Here is a 16418-nt window from a genome sequence, read left to right as displayed (position 1 = left end):
TAACTGAATATTTTTTCGGTATTGCGGATAACTTTTCGTTTATCAGTCGTGTTTAACGGCATGAAACCGATTTAACTAAATTTTCAGTTGAATCTTTCTCGCATTTGATAGAATTAAAAACTCTCATCATTTTAGACTTCAAATTGTCAAAAATCAATTGTGTACTGCTAAATATAATCAAAAAAACGAGTGCATATCCATTTTTTGGATAGACGCTCGTTTTCGTCATGCTCAAAATGCTATTTTTCAACGTACATATTCTTAAAGTTATATGGTGTACCAGCAGTGTTGTAGATAACACCCTTTACCTTGGTGTTCATTAGGCGAGGTACCGTCATTTGATACAGTGGAATGACACCTTGATCCTTCATCATCACTTGTTCCGCCTTAACCATATCAGACCAACGTTGTTGCGTTTGGCTGGCACTGGCATTGGTAGCTGCTTTAACCAACTGATCATACTGCTTGTTTGACCACTGGCCATTGTTATATGAGTTGGTGGACGTCATAATATCCAAGTCTGTCGATGGATCTGAGTAATCAGCACCCCAGAGTGTTAAGACCATCTGGAAGTTATGCGCTGCTGACTTAGCCAACCGTTGCTTATAAGGAATTGCTGAAACAGTTACTTTGAGGCCAGGTAATTCCTTTTCCAGTTGTGACTGAACGTATTCAGCAGCATTCTTTTCACGTGGTGTATCATCTGACATCAAGTTGATTGTCAGAGACTTCTTGCCGATCTCACTCAGGCCTTGCTTCCAAAGTTGTTTAGCCTTCGTGGCGTCGAATGTCACACCAGTGCCCTTACTGTCGGCATCCTTCACGAAGTCTGCCCCGGTCTTAGGGTTTTTAGCAAGGTCCTTAGTAACAAATCCTGGTGCTGCGAAGGAACCATCACCTAAGACGTTCTTAGTAAAGGTCTTACGGTCAAGTGCATATGACATGGCTTGACGAATCTTCAAGTTCTTAAAGGCTTTGATCTTCTTTTGGTTCATTTCCAGGTAGCCTAGTCGAGCTTGTGGTAAGACCGTCATACTCTTATCGTTTAGCATGTTCTTAACCTGGTTACCACTTAACACGGCTTCGTCTAATTTACCACTCTGGAAGAGGTTCAGTGCCGTACTTGAATCCTTAGTCACTTGATCGTTTAAAGTCTTCAAGTGGACGTTTTTGGCGTCCCAGTACTTGTTGTTCTTAACCAGTGACCACTTATCGTTAGTCCCAGTCCAACCTTTGATCGTATATGGGCCATCTGAAAGCACACCAGCGGCCTTGATGCCGTAACTTGAACCGGCTGACTTCACAAAACTCTCATGTTGTGGGAAGAATGGCACAAACCCCATCAACAACTTGAAGTATGGAATGTTCTTGTCCAGTGTCACCTTCAGCGTTTGCTTGTTAACTGCCTGAACGCCAAGCGTCGATGGTGCCTTCTTGCCCTTCATAATCTGATCAGCATTTTTAATACCAGAGAAGATATAGGAATACTGGGCTGCAGTCTTAGGGTTAACCGTTCGTTGCCAGCTATAGACAAAGTCTTGAGCTGTCACGGCATCGCCGTTACTCCACTTTGCTTTACGCAATGTAAAGGTCCAAGTTTTCCCGTCCTTGGACTCAGTGGTCTTAGTGGCCAACCCCGGCGTTACCTTGTTGTCCTTACCCAAACGATAAATCCCTTCGTTGGTGTTGTTCAACATGTTCAAACTAATTTCATCAGTGGCCTTAGAAATATCCATTGATGGTAACTGTGAACTTTCCATCCAGTTCACAGATTGATCCGCAGCATAATCGCCACTTTGACTCGAAGAACTCGACTTCTGACCACACGCAGTTAACGTCAGTGCTACCACTGCCACCGCTGCGATCTCAGCAATTCGTGTAATTTTCATCGCACACATTCCTCCCAAATTTTCACACACATAGAAATGATATATTAATACGAGGTTAATTCTATATGAGTTTACGATTAAAATCAACGGTGAGTGTTCTTATATTTCGTTTTCAGTTCCTTCGATACCCTACAATATCCCGTTTTAATCAGCATTTCGGGCACTTTTTAATTAGTCACTCTTTCAAAATGGTATACTAAAATTAAAGAAATTAAGGATGGTGACAACATGGAAAATAGCGAACTGGTTCCTGTAATCAACATTGGACTTAATACGGGCCGCTACAACTTTGATTATGCCATGGAAGAACTGAAGGCACTATCTCAAGCAAATAACATGACTGTAATCGAAACCATTGTGCAGAATTTGAGTCAACCCATCGCCGGAACGTACTTCGGAACTGGTAAGGTTGAAGAATTACGTGACGTAGTCGTGGATACTGGTGCTGAAATTGTCGTGGCAAATGACGAGTTAACACCAAGTCAGATTCGAAACCTCGAAAACGTCGTTAAGGTCCCTGTAATGGATCGAACGGGCTTGATTCTCGCAATTTTTGCCAACCGTGCTCAAAGTCGCGAGGCAAAATTACAAGTTGAATTAGCCAAGCTACAGTACCAGATGCCAAGATTGCACACCGCTATGAACCAACGGCTGGATCAACAAACTGGGACCAGTGCCGGTGGTGGTTTTACCAACCGTGGTGCTGGTGAAGCTCAGGTTGAATTAAACCGGCGAACCATTCAACGTCAAATCAATCATGTCCGACACGAGCTTAAAGAAGTTAACAAGTCAGCTGAAGTCAAACGTCAACAACGTGAGCGGGTTCAATTACCAAACGTTGCGTTGATTGGTTATACGAACGCCGGTAAGTCAACCATCATGAACGAACTGATCAAGCGATTCGGTATGAATGATGATAAACAGGTCATGGTTAAAAACATGCTGTTTGCAACCCTCGATACCAGCGTGCGCCAACTCCAATTTGAGGACACCAAGAAGCTCCTGCTGAGTGACACGGTCGGTTTCGTTTCACAACTGCCAACCACTTTGGTTGAAGCATTCAAGTCTACCCTGTATGAAGCTGCCAATGCTGATTTACTCGTCCAAGTAGTTGATTATTCCAGTCCTAACCGAATCGACATGATGTCAACGACCAAGCAAACGTTGAATGAAATTGGTGTACCCGACTTGCCGATGGTGACCGTCTACAACAAGGCCGATTTAACGGATAGCGACTACCCTTCACGTGCTGGAGATGAAATCGTTGTTTCGGCTAAGGATCCAGCTTCCATCGATTTACTGGTCGATGTGATTCGTGAGAAGGTCTTCAAAAACTACGTGAAAGCCACCTTCTTAATTCCGTTTGACCGGGGCGACTTGGTGTCATACCTTAACGAGCACGCTTCGGTTACGGGCACTGATTACTTAGCTGATGGCACACAACTCGACGCTGAAGTGACCGATATTGACTTTCAGCGGTTACAGAAGTTTGTCGTTGAAAAATAGCTAAATCCCGTAAGAACCCGTTATCGCTTAGCCTCCGGCCAGCGGACGTTGGCGCTACGGCTTTATGTAGAATAGCAATTAGAATTTGTGCTAACTATGTTTAGCAAACAAACAGCGATCAAGCATATTTCAACAAAACAATCATCACAACAAAACAGTAATAACGTTCGCACTATCACAGATGGCTACGATGTTATTACTGTTTTTGTATGGTTCTGGAATGTATTAAGTTAATGTGATTATCCGGATTCAATCCTCACCAGTTACCCCAACAGCACCCGTAGTCGGAAGTTGCCAGAAATCGGGGACCTGCCGTGAAATAACTGGTGGCATTTGCCACCAGTCAGGGGCGAATTGAAGACCCGCACGACCTTTGGCGGGGCTTGAATTCGAGGTCCAAGACCGCCCTTTGGCTTGGACCGACCCCACGGCAACTCCGCCCCCGATTTCTGGCAACTGGAGACGGCAGTCTCAGCAACTACTCTTTGCAGAAACAAAAAAAGGCACTGAATTTCAATCGAAATTTCGGTGTCTTTGTCATAAAAGAGTGTCGCTGTTTAACCCATTCGCTTCTCCAACGAACGTGAAACCAATGACAATGCATAACAAACAATAAAGTACATAATAGCCAGCATCAAGAACATCGGTAAGATATACGTTGAATTTTGACCATAAACAATTTGCGCATTGTGCATCAAGTCAGGTAACACAATGATGGTAGCCAGTGACGTATCCTTGATCAGTGAGATAAACTGACTCACTAACGCTGGAATCATCTTCTTCATCGCTTGTGGCAAAATAATTTTCCGTAAGGCTTGGACGTAAGTTAACCCGTTGGCACGGGCACCCTCCATTTGACCTGGATCCACTGCGATGATCCCCGATCGGACAATTTCAGCGATCATGGTTGATTCAAAGACAACCATGGCCAAAATCGTTGCCCAAACACTACTTGGTCGGAAGCCAAGGTTAGGCAACCCAAAGTACGTAAAGAAGATAATCAGTAGTAGTGGTAAATTTCTAATAATATCAATGACTAACCCAACCAAGGGAGAAATTACCTTAATGTTGACATAACGGATAATCCCTAAAACTGAACCAATCACGTAACTGCCCGCAATCGAGGCTAAGGATACGACCACCGTAATCCAAAGGCCTTGTAGCAAGTAATGAATGTTAATCCATGAATATGCATTAATAAAGTCTTTCATGATCGCACCTCCCCTATGCTAATTTCTTTTCCAAATAACGCATCCAGTAACTCAGTGGCAAGGTAATGATCAAGTATAAAATCCCGATGCAGACGTAAGTACTCATGGTACTCAGTGAATCTGACGCAATGACGTTACCTTGATACATCAAATCAAAGCCAGCAACGAAGGCTAACACTGATGAGTTCTTCACTAAGTTGATAAATTGGTTACCCAGTGGTGGAATCACGTAACGAAAGGCCTGTGGCAACACAATGTAGCGCATCGCTTGCCAGAATGATAGGCCGTTAGCACGGGCACCTTCCATCTGACCAGGATCAACGGATTGAATCCCAGCCCGCACCGTTTCAGCAATGAAGGCCGAGGTGTAGATGGTCAACCCAATTGTCCCGGCGGCAAATCCACTGATTTTAGCCACAAACATTGGAATGACAACGAAGAAGAACATCGTAATCACCAACAAAGGAATATTTCTAAAAACTTCAATATAGATACGGGCAATCACCCGCAAAAATTTAATTGGTGTCGTTTCAAAAATTGCAAACATAGATCCGATGATCAAACTAAAGAACAGCGCAATCACACTACAAAGTAAGGTCTGACCGAATCCTTGGAGCAATAAGCCACCATAATTATGAAAGATAGCAATCATCGTTCCATCCCCTTATAGTTTAACCCAGGTACGTTACCGAACCATTTTTTCAGAATCTTGTTATACTCGCCACTCTCTTCAACCTTAGTTAAAGCATCGTTGAGGTCAGCCTTGAATTCAGTTTGACCCTTATTAACAGCGATCCCATATGGTTCTTTGGTGAAGGAGCCACCAACTAACACGTAACCAGGGTTTTCAACAGCCATACCAGCTAAAATACCGTTATCAGTAGTTAAGGCTTCACCTTGGCCAGAACGCAATGCCGTCATGGCTTGTGCATAATCTGACAGTTGCAACACCTTAGCCTTTGGCGCAAATTTAGCGACGTTTTGAACGGAGTTAGAGCCAACCACCCCGAGGACGGTGGCACCCTTCTTGTTCAAGTCTTTGACATTCTTAACTGAACTGCCCTTTTTAACGAGCAGCGATTGACCAGCGTCAAAGTATGACCGGGTAAAATCAACTTGTTTTTCACGTTCTGGCGTAATCGTCATCGTTGCCATGATGGCATCGATATTCCCGTTTTTCAGTAACGGCATCCGAGTCGAACTCGTGACTTGCACGAAATCAGCCTTACCCTTAGGTCCCAAAATCTGCTTGGTCATTGCCTTGGCTAAATCAACTTCAAATCCCTTGATCTGACCGTTTTTAACATCCATTAACCCAAATAACTTTGTGTCAGCTTTGACACCCCAAGTAATTGTATTGCTTTGCTTAGCCCGCGTAACCACGTTTTGTGCTGACAGGGCTTTTGAACCACAGGCTGACAACACAACCAGCAATGCAAGACTAGAGATGATGACGCTGACCAATCGGAATAATTTCTTCATGCTCACATCTCCTTACTTTAGTGGGTGATAATTTTACTTAGGAATTGACGGGCCCGTTCATTTGAAGGTTGACCGTCAAAGAAGCGTTCTTTGCTATCATCTTCCAGAATGCGACCATCGGCCATGAAGACCACTCGGTTAGCCACTTCACGTGCGAAGCCCATTTCGTGGGTCACCACCAGCATGGTCATGGCTGAATCACGAGCAATATCCTTCATAACATTGAGCACATCATCGATCATTTCTGGATCAAGGGCACTGGTTGGTTCATCAAATAACAGTGCTTTTGGCTTCATGGCTAATGAACGTGCGATAGCGATACGCTGTTGTTGCCCACCAGATAGTTGGGCTGGCAACTTAGGTGCTTGATCAGCCAGTCCGACTCGATCGAGCAGATCCATTGCTAACTTCTTGTTTTCATCTTCTGGACGGTGCAACACCATCCGGGGTGCCAACATAATATTTTCAAGAATTGTTTTGTTTGCGTACAAATTAAAGTGTTGGAACACCATCCCAACGTTCTTACGAATTCGGTTCATATCCGTTTTCTTCTCAGCCAAGTCTTGACCGTTAACGATCAGCTTACCTTCTTGAATGGTTTCCAGCCCGTTGATCGTTCTAATTAACGTTGACTTCCCTGAACCTGATGGGCCAATTAAAACCACCGTTTCACCGGCATCAATGGTTAGGTTAATGTCATGCAAGGCATGAAAGTCGCCGTAGTATTTTTGAACATCATGAAATTCAATCATTGACATGTTTATTCCCCTCCACACTATGAATAGTCAAACTTGAGACTTAACAACGGTTTTACTCGGAGTATAAAGGAACAAGCTGTACGACCCAGATGGTCATGCGGCTTGTTCGCAGTACGCTCCGGAACGCCCGATACGTTCGCCCCTGTGAGTCGCGTTATTACCGAAAGTATACGAACATCACGCCTTATCGAACAACGGAAATTTCATATACTTCTAATTTTAACTCATAATAAATTCTAAACCAAAACCATTAAATGGTCAAAATAAATATCCTCACAAACTCCGGTATTATGGGGTGCTCACCGGTTAAAACAGCGTTAAATCAACCTTACGGTACTGCGATAATTTTTTCATTTGGCGGAAAAATATTCATTTTATGAAAGACGTTGCATGTTTCTCATAAAATTTAAATGAAAAATGAAAACACAAATTCAATCAAATTAGCTTAAATTCCGAACATTAGTCATACTTCGAATCTAATCAGGTCATTTTCTCAACATCAAGCAAACAAAAACGGCACTGTAGATTCCAACTAAGTAGAATCTGCAATGCCTTGTTGACATGCTAACTTAAATCAAATTAATGATACCGTTTCATCCGTGACGTTGGCGCTGCCATCGGTTGTGCATGATGCAGCGTATGGGTTGAAAGGTTCCCAACTGGATCAGAAACAGTTGAATGGCTCGTCTCAGGTTCTGTCGCTTCACGTTCATAGGCTAACTGGACTCGAATCGTGTAAGGTGCCTGTTTTTCGATGGGTTCATTACGTCCCAGTTCCATAAATGGACCACCAACTAAAATCACGTTAGCCAAGTAGAGTTTTACTTTGTCATAAACGTCATCGATCGGTTGTAAGCCCACAGTCGTTATTTTACCCATTGGTGCTTTTTGTGCCTGATTAATTCCCGCGTACACGACTAAGTCATTGCCGTCATGCTGTAATTCAAAGTAGGGAATATTAACCCCCAGGCCAATGGCAAAAATTGGTTTGTGATGCTGTTTAAGCTGTTGCCCGAGTTCACGAGCACCAAGACCACCGTAATCAGGGGCCATCAGGTTCATCTGTTGTAGTTGATCAGCCAGTCGGGCAATGTTCGTCCGTTGATTAATATCAACTGCAACTTTACCTGGCAGAATTTTCTTACTGTCAAAGTAACCATTAGCTGGAATGTTAGCTCCATTTAATAAGTTATTTGAACCGCGTGCCTGTTCAGCAGCTTTCCGTTCCGCTTCAGCTGCCGGATCAGTGCCACCTAACGTTTTACCTAACACTTTTTCAATCTTGGGTGAAACATCAAACGGTGGCTTTTTTTCAGTGAAGTAATAAAAGACGTTCATCACCGTAAAGTAGGCTAATATCAAGGCCACAAGTAAAATTAGACTACCACGTAGCGCATAACCGTTTTGGATCCAACGAATCGAAACGTACAGAAGGTAGATGTCGCCAATCACACCCAAGACTGTATAGATTCGGTTTTTCAGTTTAACGTTTAAATTCACGTACCCAAGGTAGTGATTAATCATATCTAAGAGACTAAACAAACCATCTCACCTCCCTATTATTGTCCCGTGGTATCTTGGTTGGCTGTATCCGTATTACCAGTGGTTGTAGTCGTTGTATCATCCGTCGCGGTATTTGCCGTCACCGAACTATTATCCGTAGTTGTGTTACCAGTACCAGTACCAGTCCCGGTACCCGTATTGCCAGTAGTTATGCCCGTTGATTTCGCTTTTTTAGTCGTGGTTGTTTTGGCACTGCTAGTACCTGTATCTGACTGTGTATCCGTACTACTTGAATCTTTTTTATTGCTGCTTGAACTATCGTCTTTTTTCGAGCTATCACTGCTTGAGTCCTTCTTAGAAGACTTACTGTCTGCAGACGATTGCTTATCTGAGCCAAGTGAATCACTTGTTGAAACCACTTTTGAACTGGTGGGCTTGCCTTCACTTGAATGGCTGACAGAGTTAACCACCACGTTAGTTGCACCAAGTGCCAAGGCAATTGAAACAATTGCAAATGGCGTGATAAATGGTGGTGTACGATATGCCATGTTTACTTGCTCCCTTCAAACTTAATTCTGTACCCCTAGTATCTCAAATTTAACCAAAGAAACAATAAAACAAACCTTAAATATTAACTAAGGTTTGTTTACAGTTGTCATTATTTCGTCATCGCAAGCTGACAATCCGGACAAATGCCATACAGCTCGATCCGGTGGCCAACAATCTCATAGCCTGGCAATTGTGCCTCAAAAACATCCATTGGACAGGCCTTTAGCTCGGTGACTTTACCGCACTTTTGACAAATAAAGTGGTGGTGGTGTAAGTGACTAAAGTCGCACTGATACTTAACCCGTGCCTGATCACCTTGTACTTGCTGTTCCACCATGCCAGCATTTTCGAATTCCTTAATGTTGCGGTAGATGGTGTTATGGCTCATTCCTGGAAATTGTTGACGCATATAGTCATCCACCAGTGTCACATCGTGATAGTGGTCTTGATTTTGTAGTAGGTAAGTCAACAACGCCTTACGTTGCTTGGTCACCTTTAAGTGGTTTTGTTTTAAAACGGTTAATGCTTCGCTTAATTGTTGTTGCATCTGTGGCACCTCTTTATTGACTCAATCTAAATCATAATGATTACGCTTAAGCGATTCTAGCATAGATTTCAGTCCGATGCACGTTTTATACATGTTGCCACATTAGGCAGTGGATGTTCCAAGCCTCAGTGAGTTGATCAATTGATCAAGTCGTACCTGAGTTTGCGACCAATCATCATTTTGAATCACCCGCGCGGTCTTAGTTAAACTATCTGGTAAGGTGAGATCACGTTCGTATTCATCACTCTTGATCCGTGATTTAATCATCTCAATTTGATCACCACGTTCTTTAAGCCGCTCATGCAACACAGTTGTTTTGCCAACAGTTAAAAAGAGAATGACGGCTTGTTCACCTAACCGTTCTGCATAAGTCTCAGCACCCTTAGTGTCTAAGACAATACTGACAAGGTCCGCTTTTTGAAATGCGCGTTCGAGCCCTTCATAAGACGACCCATAACGGTAACCAGCATACGCCACGTCTTCTAAGTAGTGGTTATGATCAAAGGTCGTTGCGTCTTCAAAATAATAATCAACACCATCTCGCTCCCCAGGCCGCTTCGGTCGGGTGGTGTGCGTAATGATCCGTGGAATCTGATACTGCTTTTTTAAATACGTACTCACCGTCGTTTTCCCCGTTCCCGTGGCACCGGTGATCACAATCACTCGCTTCATCTCATCCTCCACTCTATTGCGCACTGATCTTAGCAGAAATATACTGATGGGCTCGTTTAAGCAACGCTTTTAGATTATCGTAAGTTAAACGTTGCACAGCAGCTTGCTCGTCAAACCAACCGTAATCACTAATTTCAATATCTTGTTTTTTAATTGCAACGGAACTTGGGACCTCGCTGACAAACAAATGCACTTCTTTATGGTTGCCGTTTGCCATATCGTAAGCTAATTGATCATGATAGTTAGTATCCACAGAAACTTGAAGTTGGGTTTCTTCACGAATTTCACGAGTCGCGGTCGCAATCAGATCTTCGTCACCTTCAACGTGGCCCTTCGGAAAACCCCAGAACTGACTAGTTGCACTCTTTAACAATAAATATTCCGGTTGCCCATTAACAACCCGGTAAACAACGGCGCCACTTGCGACTTCCGTAGTCATAATCGATCAATCCTTCCTACATTAAATGATAGCTTCTATTTTAGCTTATTCCGATAGGGATTTAAATAGGTTCGAACAGACATTTCAGCGCCGTGCTCAAAAAAGTCATCAATTGGATTCGTGACGTGCAGGCCACAACTAATCCCAAACCGCTTGCTTAGATACCTTAGAAAAGTTAACATAGGACTATCATTATTTTTTAATTTTTGGAGGATTCAACATGTCTTTAATTTCTCGTATTTTTCGTCGAGAAAAGGTTGACCGCTACCTGGAAACTGACAAACAGTTTGTGAAGACCATGTCAGCAGTTGATTTAATCTCGCTCGGGATTGGAGCCGTGATTGGGACTGGGATTTTCATCTTACCCGGAACCGTTGCTGCCACCAAAGCCGGTCCCGGTATCATTTTGTCCTTTGTTATTGCCGCAATTGTCTGTTCCACGGCCGCAATGTGTTACGCGGAATTTGCGTCCGCTTTACCGGTTGCCGGCAGCGCCTATTCATACGGCAACCTCGTTTTTGGCGAAATCATTGGCTGGATCCTTGGGTGGGCTTTAATCTTGGAGTACGTTTTAGCGGTAGCCGCCGTTTCAAGTGCTTGGGGTGCTTACTTCAAATCGTTTATGAGCGGCTTTGGAATCACTATTCCAAGTGCCATCGTTGGGCCACTAGACCCCGCTCATGGTACGTATGGGAATTGGATTGCAATCATCATTGTGTTGATTATTTCCTTTATGCTGGGCCACGGTGTCAAGTCCTCCGTACGGCTTAACAATTTTATTGTATTTGTTAAAATAGCCATCATCTTATTATTCGTTATTGTTGGTGCTTTTTACGTCAAACCCGGTAACTGGCATCCGTTCACACCATTTGGTACCCACGGGGTCTTTGCTGGTGCATCTGCCGTGTTTTTTGCCTACTTAGGTTTTGATGCCGTTTCCAGTTCTGCAGCAGAAGTTAAAAATCCAAAGAAGAACATGCCAATTGGGATTATTGGGACGCTGATCATTGCCACCATCCTCTATGTATTGGTCTCAATCGTGCTCACTGGGATGATCAGTTACACGAAGCTCGACGTATCAGACCCCGTTTCATTTGCCCTCCAAGTTGTTCACCAAAACTGGGCAGCCGGTATCATCGCGTTAGGTGCCTTGGCCGGGATGTTCACGATGATGGTCACTATGATTTACAGTTCTTCGCGGTTGATCTATTCGATTGGGCGTGATGGCTTGTTACCAAAATTCCTTGGTAAACTTGATCAACATGGTAACCCGATTCACAGTCTCAGAACCGTCACGGCCGTGATTGCCATTATGGGTGGCTTCGTCCCACTTGATCAGTTGACAAACTTGGTTAATATTGGGACTTTAATTGCCTTCCTATTCGTCTCATTTGGCATTATTCCACTTCATCGTAACAAAGAAATTCAAAATCACCAAGGCTTCCAAGTGCCATGGTATCCTGTATTACCAGTGATTTCTGGACTACTTTGTATCTTCATGTTAACGCAATTACAAGCTGAAACCTGGATTGCATCTGGTATCTGGTTCCTGTTTGGGCTTGCACTTTACTTTGGTTATGGTTTGAAACATAGCCGTTTAAACTAAGTCGTTAAATTTAATAAACGTTTTGAAAAGCCCTAGCGTGTTTTCGCTAGGGTTTTTCTGTTGCCGAGATTGCTACTGTCACTACCACTCCAGGTAAAGCGCTGGTTCAATTGCTGTGTGACCGGCTTCAGCCACGAAATCCACGTGTCTTCCACCTCGTTTGTGAGCCTTCAAAACCCGAAGTCTCACAAACGTCCAGTACGAGTAAGCGCTAAAGCGCCAACTCGTACTTATCACTGCAATTGATCCAGCGCCTTACCTTCCGTTCTCGTTACAAAACTACAATTTTGACCTTATCCGTTATGGTTTCATTCATATCGCTTTCTTTGAGTTAACCTCAAAAGACTTATTTTCAGTGGCCAGCCAGTTTACTGCCGTTTATGCTTTTGTCAAAAAAGTGGCCCGACTACGCAAGAAGGCAGTCGGACCACTTAACAATATTTTTATACCTTTAATCAATAACTTACTCGAATCAATCCATTATTCGTGAAACAAACAGCGCGGATTTAACTCGCCTGTTGATCTGCAGCAGGCAATTCAGTTTGATTCCGTCGAATGGCGTGTTTGAGTAACAACGGTGCTAACACTGTGCTTAAAATAATGACCACAATCAATTCTGAATACAGCGCTGGGGCCAGCAACTTGGCTTGGTAGCCAATTTGAGCAATGATCAAGGCCATTTCACCGCGTGACACCATTCCGGCACCGACCACGTAGGCACTGTTGAACGAAAAGCCCAAGAGTTTTGCGCCGAGACCGCCGCCAACTAGTTTGGATAAAATGGCAACAACTGTCATGCCCACAATCAGCCAAATATTCGTCCAGAAATGATCAAAACGCATTTCTAACCCCACACTGATGAAGAAAATAGGGACAAAAAACGCGTAGCCGATTGGGCTGATGTTTGCCGTTACTTCCTTTTGAGCAGGAGTTTGAGCCACTGCAATCCCGGCAAAGAAGGCACCGATAACGGCACTGAGCCCAGTTAAATCAGCCAAATATGCCATCCCTAAACAGATAATTAACGACATAATTGGGACTGACTGTGGCAGTGCCAATCGTTTAAAGAGGTGCATCAAAATAGGTGCAATCCAGCGTATCAGAACATAAACCATCACAAAGTACGCTAACTGTTCAACTAAGCTTAGCGCCAAGTTGGGCGATTGTTGGCTGCGACTCGAAAACATGCTAACAAACACACTTAATATGAGCACCGCCATAATGTCGTCCACCACAGCTGCACCAAGAATCGTAGCGCCCTCCTTGGTATTCAATTTACCTAATTCGCGCAACACCTCGACGGAAATGGAAACTGAGGTAGCCGCGAACACAACACCCCAAAAAACGGCGCGTTCAAAACTCTGGTGCATCACCAATCCATAGACATAAAAACAGGCCATGGGTAAAATCACGCCGAAAGTTGCCACACTCACGGCAGGTTTAAAATACCGTTTCAGCAATTTTAGGTCACTTTCCAGTCCAGCCATAAACATTAGGATAATCACGCCAATCTCGGCGCCCACGGAAACCAACTCGCCCGGTCGGATCCAATTTAAAACAGCTGGTCCAAGTAAAATACCAACCAGTAGCTGACCAATGACACTCGGTACCCCAATCCGTTGACTCAAGGCACCGGCAATAGTAGTTGCAAATAAAATTAAAGCTATGCCGCCAATATAATCCACGAACACATTCCTTTCTCGGTAACGTTGCTTCACTCGTTTTAGTTTAACATGGAATGAATTACAATTGCCATCGAGACGCCACGACCTTTAATGCCCGGATGACCACATTCAGGGTATAATGACAGTATTGTCACGACAGGAGGTCATTTCATTTATGAAACTAAATCAATTCGCAATCGCACCAACTTCAACGACTACTGAAATTGAAGAACTAAAACGAATTTACTTTATTACAGCCGCCACTGAAAGGTTAACAACTCATCGGTTACTGCACCACTTACTCCGTCAGAGTTTCCCGGAAACGACCACGCAAGAAGCAGCAGACAACAAAATTGCTAATTTACTTGTCAGCAAAGACATGGACGCCCTTTCTCTGGTTCAGATGACCACGCCCATTACTGCGACCATGATTTGGAACCTCTTTTTACAGCTATTAGGCTTCCAGGTTGAGGCTGATTTTGACTTAACTCACCCTGAAAAACTGCACAGTACCGTGAATTTACCGAATTTTGACCAGTCTACCTTAACGAATACCGATCTGTTACACGCCTGGTACCAACTATTAATTACCCACACGACCACTGGCCAAACGTTTCTAGATCAACTGGCGTCACATGGCTATTACCGCCAGTTACTTGCTCGTAATCAACTCCCAAAACCACTCTTCTTTAATGGTAAGGCCCAACCCGTGTTTGATACGACCAAACTGATTCACGAAGTTGTTTACGTGGAATCACCCCAAGACACCGATCACGACGGTCAACGAGACCTGTTAAAGGTTGAAATCACTCGACCAATCGAATCAAATACGCAATCTGTTCCGACGCTCTATACAGCCTCACCCTATAATCAAGGGACTAACGATGCGGCCGGTGAAGCATTGACCCACGATGTTAATGTCCCTTTAACCGTTAAACAACCAACATCAAATACCGTAACTTCGAACACTCTCACCCACGATTCAAATCCCTTGCCAGCACCACGTGTAATCAACGGTCATTCTGATCAAGCTGAAGAGAGCTTTGGTAATACTTTTGATTACAGCCTTAATGATTATTTTCTTGCCCGCGGGTTTGCCGTGGTGTACGCGGCGGGGATTGGTACCAAAGAATCCGATGGTCTCAGAACTACGGGCGATCCAGAAGAAACTACTTCAACCATTGCCGTGATTGAGTGGTTAACGGGCAAGCGGGTTGCCTTTACCAATCGGACGGCTAACGTTGCCATTGCAGCAACTTGGTCGAATCATCGGGTCGCCATGACTGGCCGGTCCTACCTTGGTACGCTGGCAACGGCTGCAGCAACCACTGGCGTTGAGGGGCTCAAAACCATTATTTGTGAAGCGGGCATCTCCAGCTGGTATGATTATTACCGTGAGGGCGGCTTAGTCATTGCGCCGGGTGGCTTTCCGGGCGAAGATGCTGACGTCTTAGCTGAAGAAACTTTCTCAAGACAGCAACAAGCCGGTGATTACGCAAGAATTAAAGCCACTTGGCAACGGCAACTTGACACAATCACCCGTGGACAAGATCGCCAAAACGGTAATTACGATGCTTTTTGGGATCAGCGTAACTATCGTAATCAAGCCGCAAACATCAAGGCTGACGTCATGATTGTGCATGGTTTGAACGACTGGAATGTCAAACCACGCAATGCGGAGAAGCTTTGGCGTGCAATGACGAAATTACCGATCAATCATAAATTAATTCTTCACCAAGGCCCACACATCTACATCAATAACTTCAGGTCTTTGGATTTCACCGACATGGTTAATTTGTGGCTATCACATGAACTTTACGATGTCGATAATCATGCTGAAACCATCTTGCCAGATGTTTTAGTTCAAGATAACGCCACGCCAGAAACTTGGCACCCCTTCAACGATTGGGGCGCTGACACGAATAATAAGACGACTTTCCATTTTGGCGCTCAAGTCCTTTCAACGACTAACACTGACGACAAGACCTATCAATTTGAAGACCAACTGCCGGCCAAACAGTTTGATCACTATGCTCACAACATTTCTGACTGGCAACATGATTTAGTAGCAGCGTCATCGCCACTGGCAACTAACCGATTAAGACTAGTTGCGCCAGTTCAAACCGACACACTCACTATCGATGGCTGTCCGGTTGTTCACCTTAACGTTGCTGTCAATCAAACGATTGGTTTAATTAGCGCGCAATTGGTTGATTTGGGGCTGTTTAAGCGATTAAACGGCTTGCCAACAACGTTAGCGCGTCAGGCAATGGATCTTGGTGACCACTTTAAAAAAGAAGATTTACGCGAGTATGAATTAGCAACTAAGCCATCACCCTACCAATTGATCAGCAAAGGCCACTTGAACTTACAAAACCGCACACACTTAACGCAAGTCGAAGCGATTAAACCTAATCAGTTTTATCAAACGCAAATTGAGTTGCAACCTACCCATTATCGACTGACACCAGGTCATCAACTTGGGCTACTGATCTACGCAACGGACTTTGGTATGACAATTCGCGGTAATCAAGCCATCACTTACACGATTTCAGCCACAAATAGCTGGTTGGAGGTTCCACACCTTTAAGC

The 16418-nt window shown here is 44.0% G+C and carries 15 protein-coding genes; 3 read left to right on the top strand and 12 right to left on the bottom strand.

Annotated elements, in window-relative coordinates; all coding sequences use genetic code 11:
- Positions 1–239: 239 nt before the first annotated feature.
- On the bottom strand, positions 240–1889 hold the full coding sequence (locus FD04_RS10925; protein WP_056948840.1) for a peptide ABC transporter substrate-binding protein: 1650 nt from the start codon (positions 1887–1889) through the stop codon (positions 240–242).
- A 228-nt stretch (positions 1890–2117) separates the two neighbouring features.
- On the opposite strand from FD04_RS10925, the gene hflX reads away from it, so the two are divergent.
- Positions 2118–3395, top strand: a complete 1278-nt coding sequence (gene hflX / locus FD04_RS10920) for a GTPase HflX (protein ID WP_056948839.1) — start codon at positions 2118–2120, stop codon at positions 3393–3395.
- 249 nt (positions 3396–3644) lie between these two features.
- On the opposite strand, the gene FD04_RS12830 is transcribed toward hflX, so the two are convergent.
- The 10 genes from FD04_RS12830 to FD04_RS10870 all read right to left on the bottom strand — a co-directional run bounded on the left by FD04_RS12830 (position 3645) and on the right by FD04_RS10870 (position 10556).
- The gene (locus FD04_RS12830; RefSeq protein ID WP_054700751.1) at positions 3645–3824 is read right to left on the bottom strand and encodes a hypothetical protein; all 180 of its coding nucleotides are present in this window, start codon (positions 3822–3824) and stop codon (positions 3645–3647) included.
- Positions 3825–3952: 128 nt separating this feature from the next.
- Positions 3953–4606 (bottom strand): amino acid ABC transporter permease, encoded by a 654-nt coding sequence (locus FD04_RS10910; RefSeq protein ID WP_056948837.1) that lies wholly within the window; start codon positions 4604–4606, stop codon positions 3953–3955.
- Between the two features lie 13 nt (positions 4607–4619).
- A complete protein-coding gene (locus FD04_RS10905) occupies positions 4620–5258 on the bottom strand; it encodes an amino acid ABC transporter permease (RefSeq protein WP_054700749.1) in 639 nt (212 codons plus the stop codon).
- Entirely contained in the window at positions 5255–6088 is an 834-nt protein-coding gene (locus FD04_RS10900; RefSeq protein WP_054700746.1) for a transporter substrate-binding domain-containing protein, read from the bottom strand. The genes FD04_RS10905 and FD04_RS10900 overlap by 4 nt, the downstream gene beginning before the upstream one ends.
- 17 nt (positions 6089–6105) lie before the next feature.
- On the bottom strand, positions 6106–6846 hold the full coding sequence (locus tag FD04_RS10895) for an amino acid ABC transporter ATP-binding protein (protein ID WP_056948835.1): 741 nt from the start codon (positions 6844–6846) through the stop codon (positions 6106–6108).
- 579 nt (positions 6847–7425) lie between these two features.
- Positions 7426–8388 (bottom strand): DUF6681 family protein, encoded by a 963-nt coding sequence (locus FD04_RS10890; protein ID WP_191981761.1) that lies wholly within the window; start codon positions 8386–8388, stop codon positions 7426–7428.
- 17 nt (positions 8389–8405) lie between these two features.
- A complete protein-coding gene (locus FD04_RS10885; RefSeq protein ID WP_056948834.1) occupies positions 8406–8897 on the bottom strand; it encodes a hypothetical protein in 492 nt (163 codons plus the stop codon).
- A gap of 110 nt (positions 8898–9007) precedes the next feature.
- Entirely contained in the window at positions 9008–9445 is a 438-nt protein-coding gene (locus FD04_RS10880; RefSeq protein ID WP_054700737.1) for a Fur family transcriptional regulator, read from the bottom strand.
- A gap of 102 nt (positions 9446–9547) precedes the next feature.
- Positions 9548–10117, bottom strand: coding sequence for a nucleoside/nucleotide kinase family protein (locus tag FD04_RS10875; RefSeq protein WP_056948831.1), 570 nt, complete (start codon positions 10115–10117; stop codon positions 9548–9550).
- 13 nt (positions 10118–10130) lie between these two features.
- Complete coding sequence (locus tag FD04_RS10870; protein WP_056948829.1) at positions 10131–10556, bottom strand: bis(5'-nucleosyl)-tetraphosphatase; 426 nt, start codon at positions 10554–10556, stop codon at positions 10131–10133.
- A gap of 220 nt (positions 10557–10776) precedes the next feature.
- On the opposite strand from FD04_RS10870, the gene FD04_RS10865 reads away from it, so the two are divergent.
- Entirely contained in the window at positions 10777–12162 is a 1386-nt protein-coding gene (locus FD04_RS10865; protein WP_054700734.1) for an APC family permease, read from the top strand.
- A 506-nt stretch (positions 12163–12668) separates the two neighbouring features.
- Here the strand turns inward: FD04_RS10865 and FD04_RS10860 are convergent.
- Positions 12669–13847 (bottom strand): cation:proton antiporter, encoded by a 1179-nt coding sequence (locus FD04_RS10860; RefSeq protein WP_056948827.1) that lies wholly within the window; start codon positions 13845–13847, stop codon positions 12669–12671.
- Between the two features lie 154 nt (positions 13848–14001).
- Here FD04_RS10860 and FD04_RS10855 point away from each other — a divergent pair, with 154 nt between their 5' ends.
- Positions 14002–16416 carry a Xaa-Pro dipeptidyl-peptidase gene (locus FD04_RS10855; RefSeq protein WP_056948825.1) on the top strand — a complete coding sequence of 805 codons (2415 nt, stop codon included), beginning with the start codon at positions 14002–14004 and terminating at the stop codon, positions 16414–16416.
- The last annotated feature ends 2 nt before the right edge of the window (positions 16417–16418 follow it).

Source organism: Secundilactobacillus odoratitofui DSM 19909 = JCM 15043 (genome assembly GCF_001434895.1).
Lineage (GTDB): Bacteria > Bacillota > Bacilli > Lactobacillales > Lactobacillaceae > Secundilactobacillus > Secundilactobacillus odoratitofui.
Note: the sequence above shows the minus strand (reverse complement) of the source record. Positions and strands in the feature narration are given on the sequence as shown.

Coding starts and splice junctions, on each gene's coding strand:
- FD04_RS10910 (WP_056948837.1), bottom strand. CDS start 4,606: ATGAAAGACTTTATTAATGCATATTCATGGATTAACATTCATTACTTG.
- FD04_RS10900 (WP_054700746.1), bottom strand. CDS start 6,088: ATGAAGAAATTATTCCGATTGGTCAGCGTCATCATCTCTAGTCTTGCA.
- FD04_RS10855 (WP_056948825.1), top strand. CDS start 14,002: ATGAAACTAAATCAATTCGCAATCGCACCAACTTCAACGACTACTGAA.
- FD04_RS10875 (WP_056948831.1), bottom strand. CDS start 10,117: ATGAAGCGAGTGATTGTGATCACCGGTGCCACGGGAACGGGGAAAACG.
- FD04_RS10880 (WP_054700737.1), bottom strand. CDS start 9,445: ATGCAACAACAATTAAGCGAAGCATTAACCGTTTTAAAACAAAACCAC.
- FD04_RS10885 (WP_056948834.1), bottom strand. CDS start 8,897: ATGGCATATCGTACACCACCATTTATCACGCCATTTGCAATTGTTTCA.
- FD04_RS10865 (WP_054700734.1), top strand. CDS start 10,777: ATGTCTTTAATTTCTCGTATTTTTCGTCGAGAAAAGGTTGACCGCTAC.
- hflX (WP_056948839.1), top strand. CDS start 2,118: ATGGAAAATAGCGAACTGGTTCCTGTAATCAACATTGGACTTAATACG.
- FD04_RS10895 (WP_056948835.1), bottom strand. CDS start 6,846: ATGTCAATGATTGAATTTCATGATGTTCAAAAATACTACGGCGACTTT.
- FD04_RS10925 (WP_056948840.1), bottom strand. CDS start 1,889: ATGAAAATTACACGAATTGCTGAGATCGCAGCGGTGGCAGTGGTAGCA.
- FD04_RS10870 (WP_056948829.1), bottom strand. CDS start 10,556: ATGACTACGGAAGTCGCAAGTGGCGCCGTTGTTTACCGGGTTGTTAAT.
- FD04_RS10905 (WP_054700749.1), bottom strand. CDS start 5,258: ATGATTGCTATCTTTCATAATTATGGTGGCTTATTGCTCCAAGGATTC.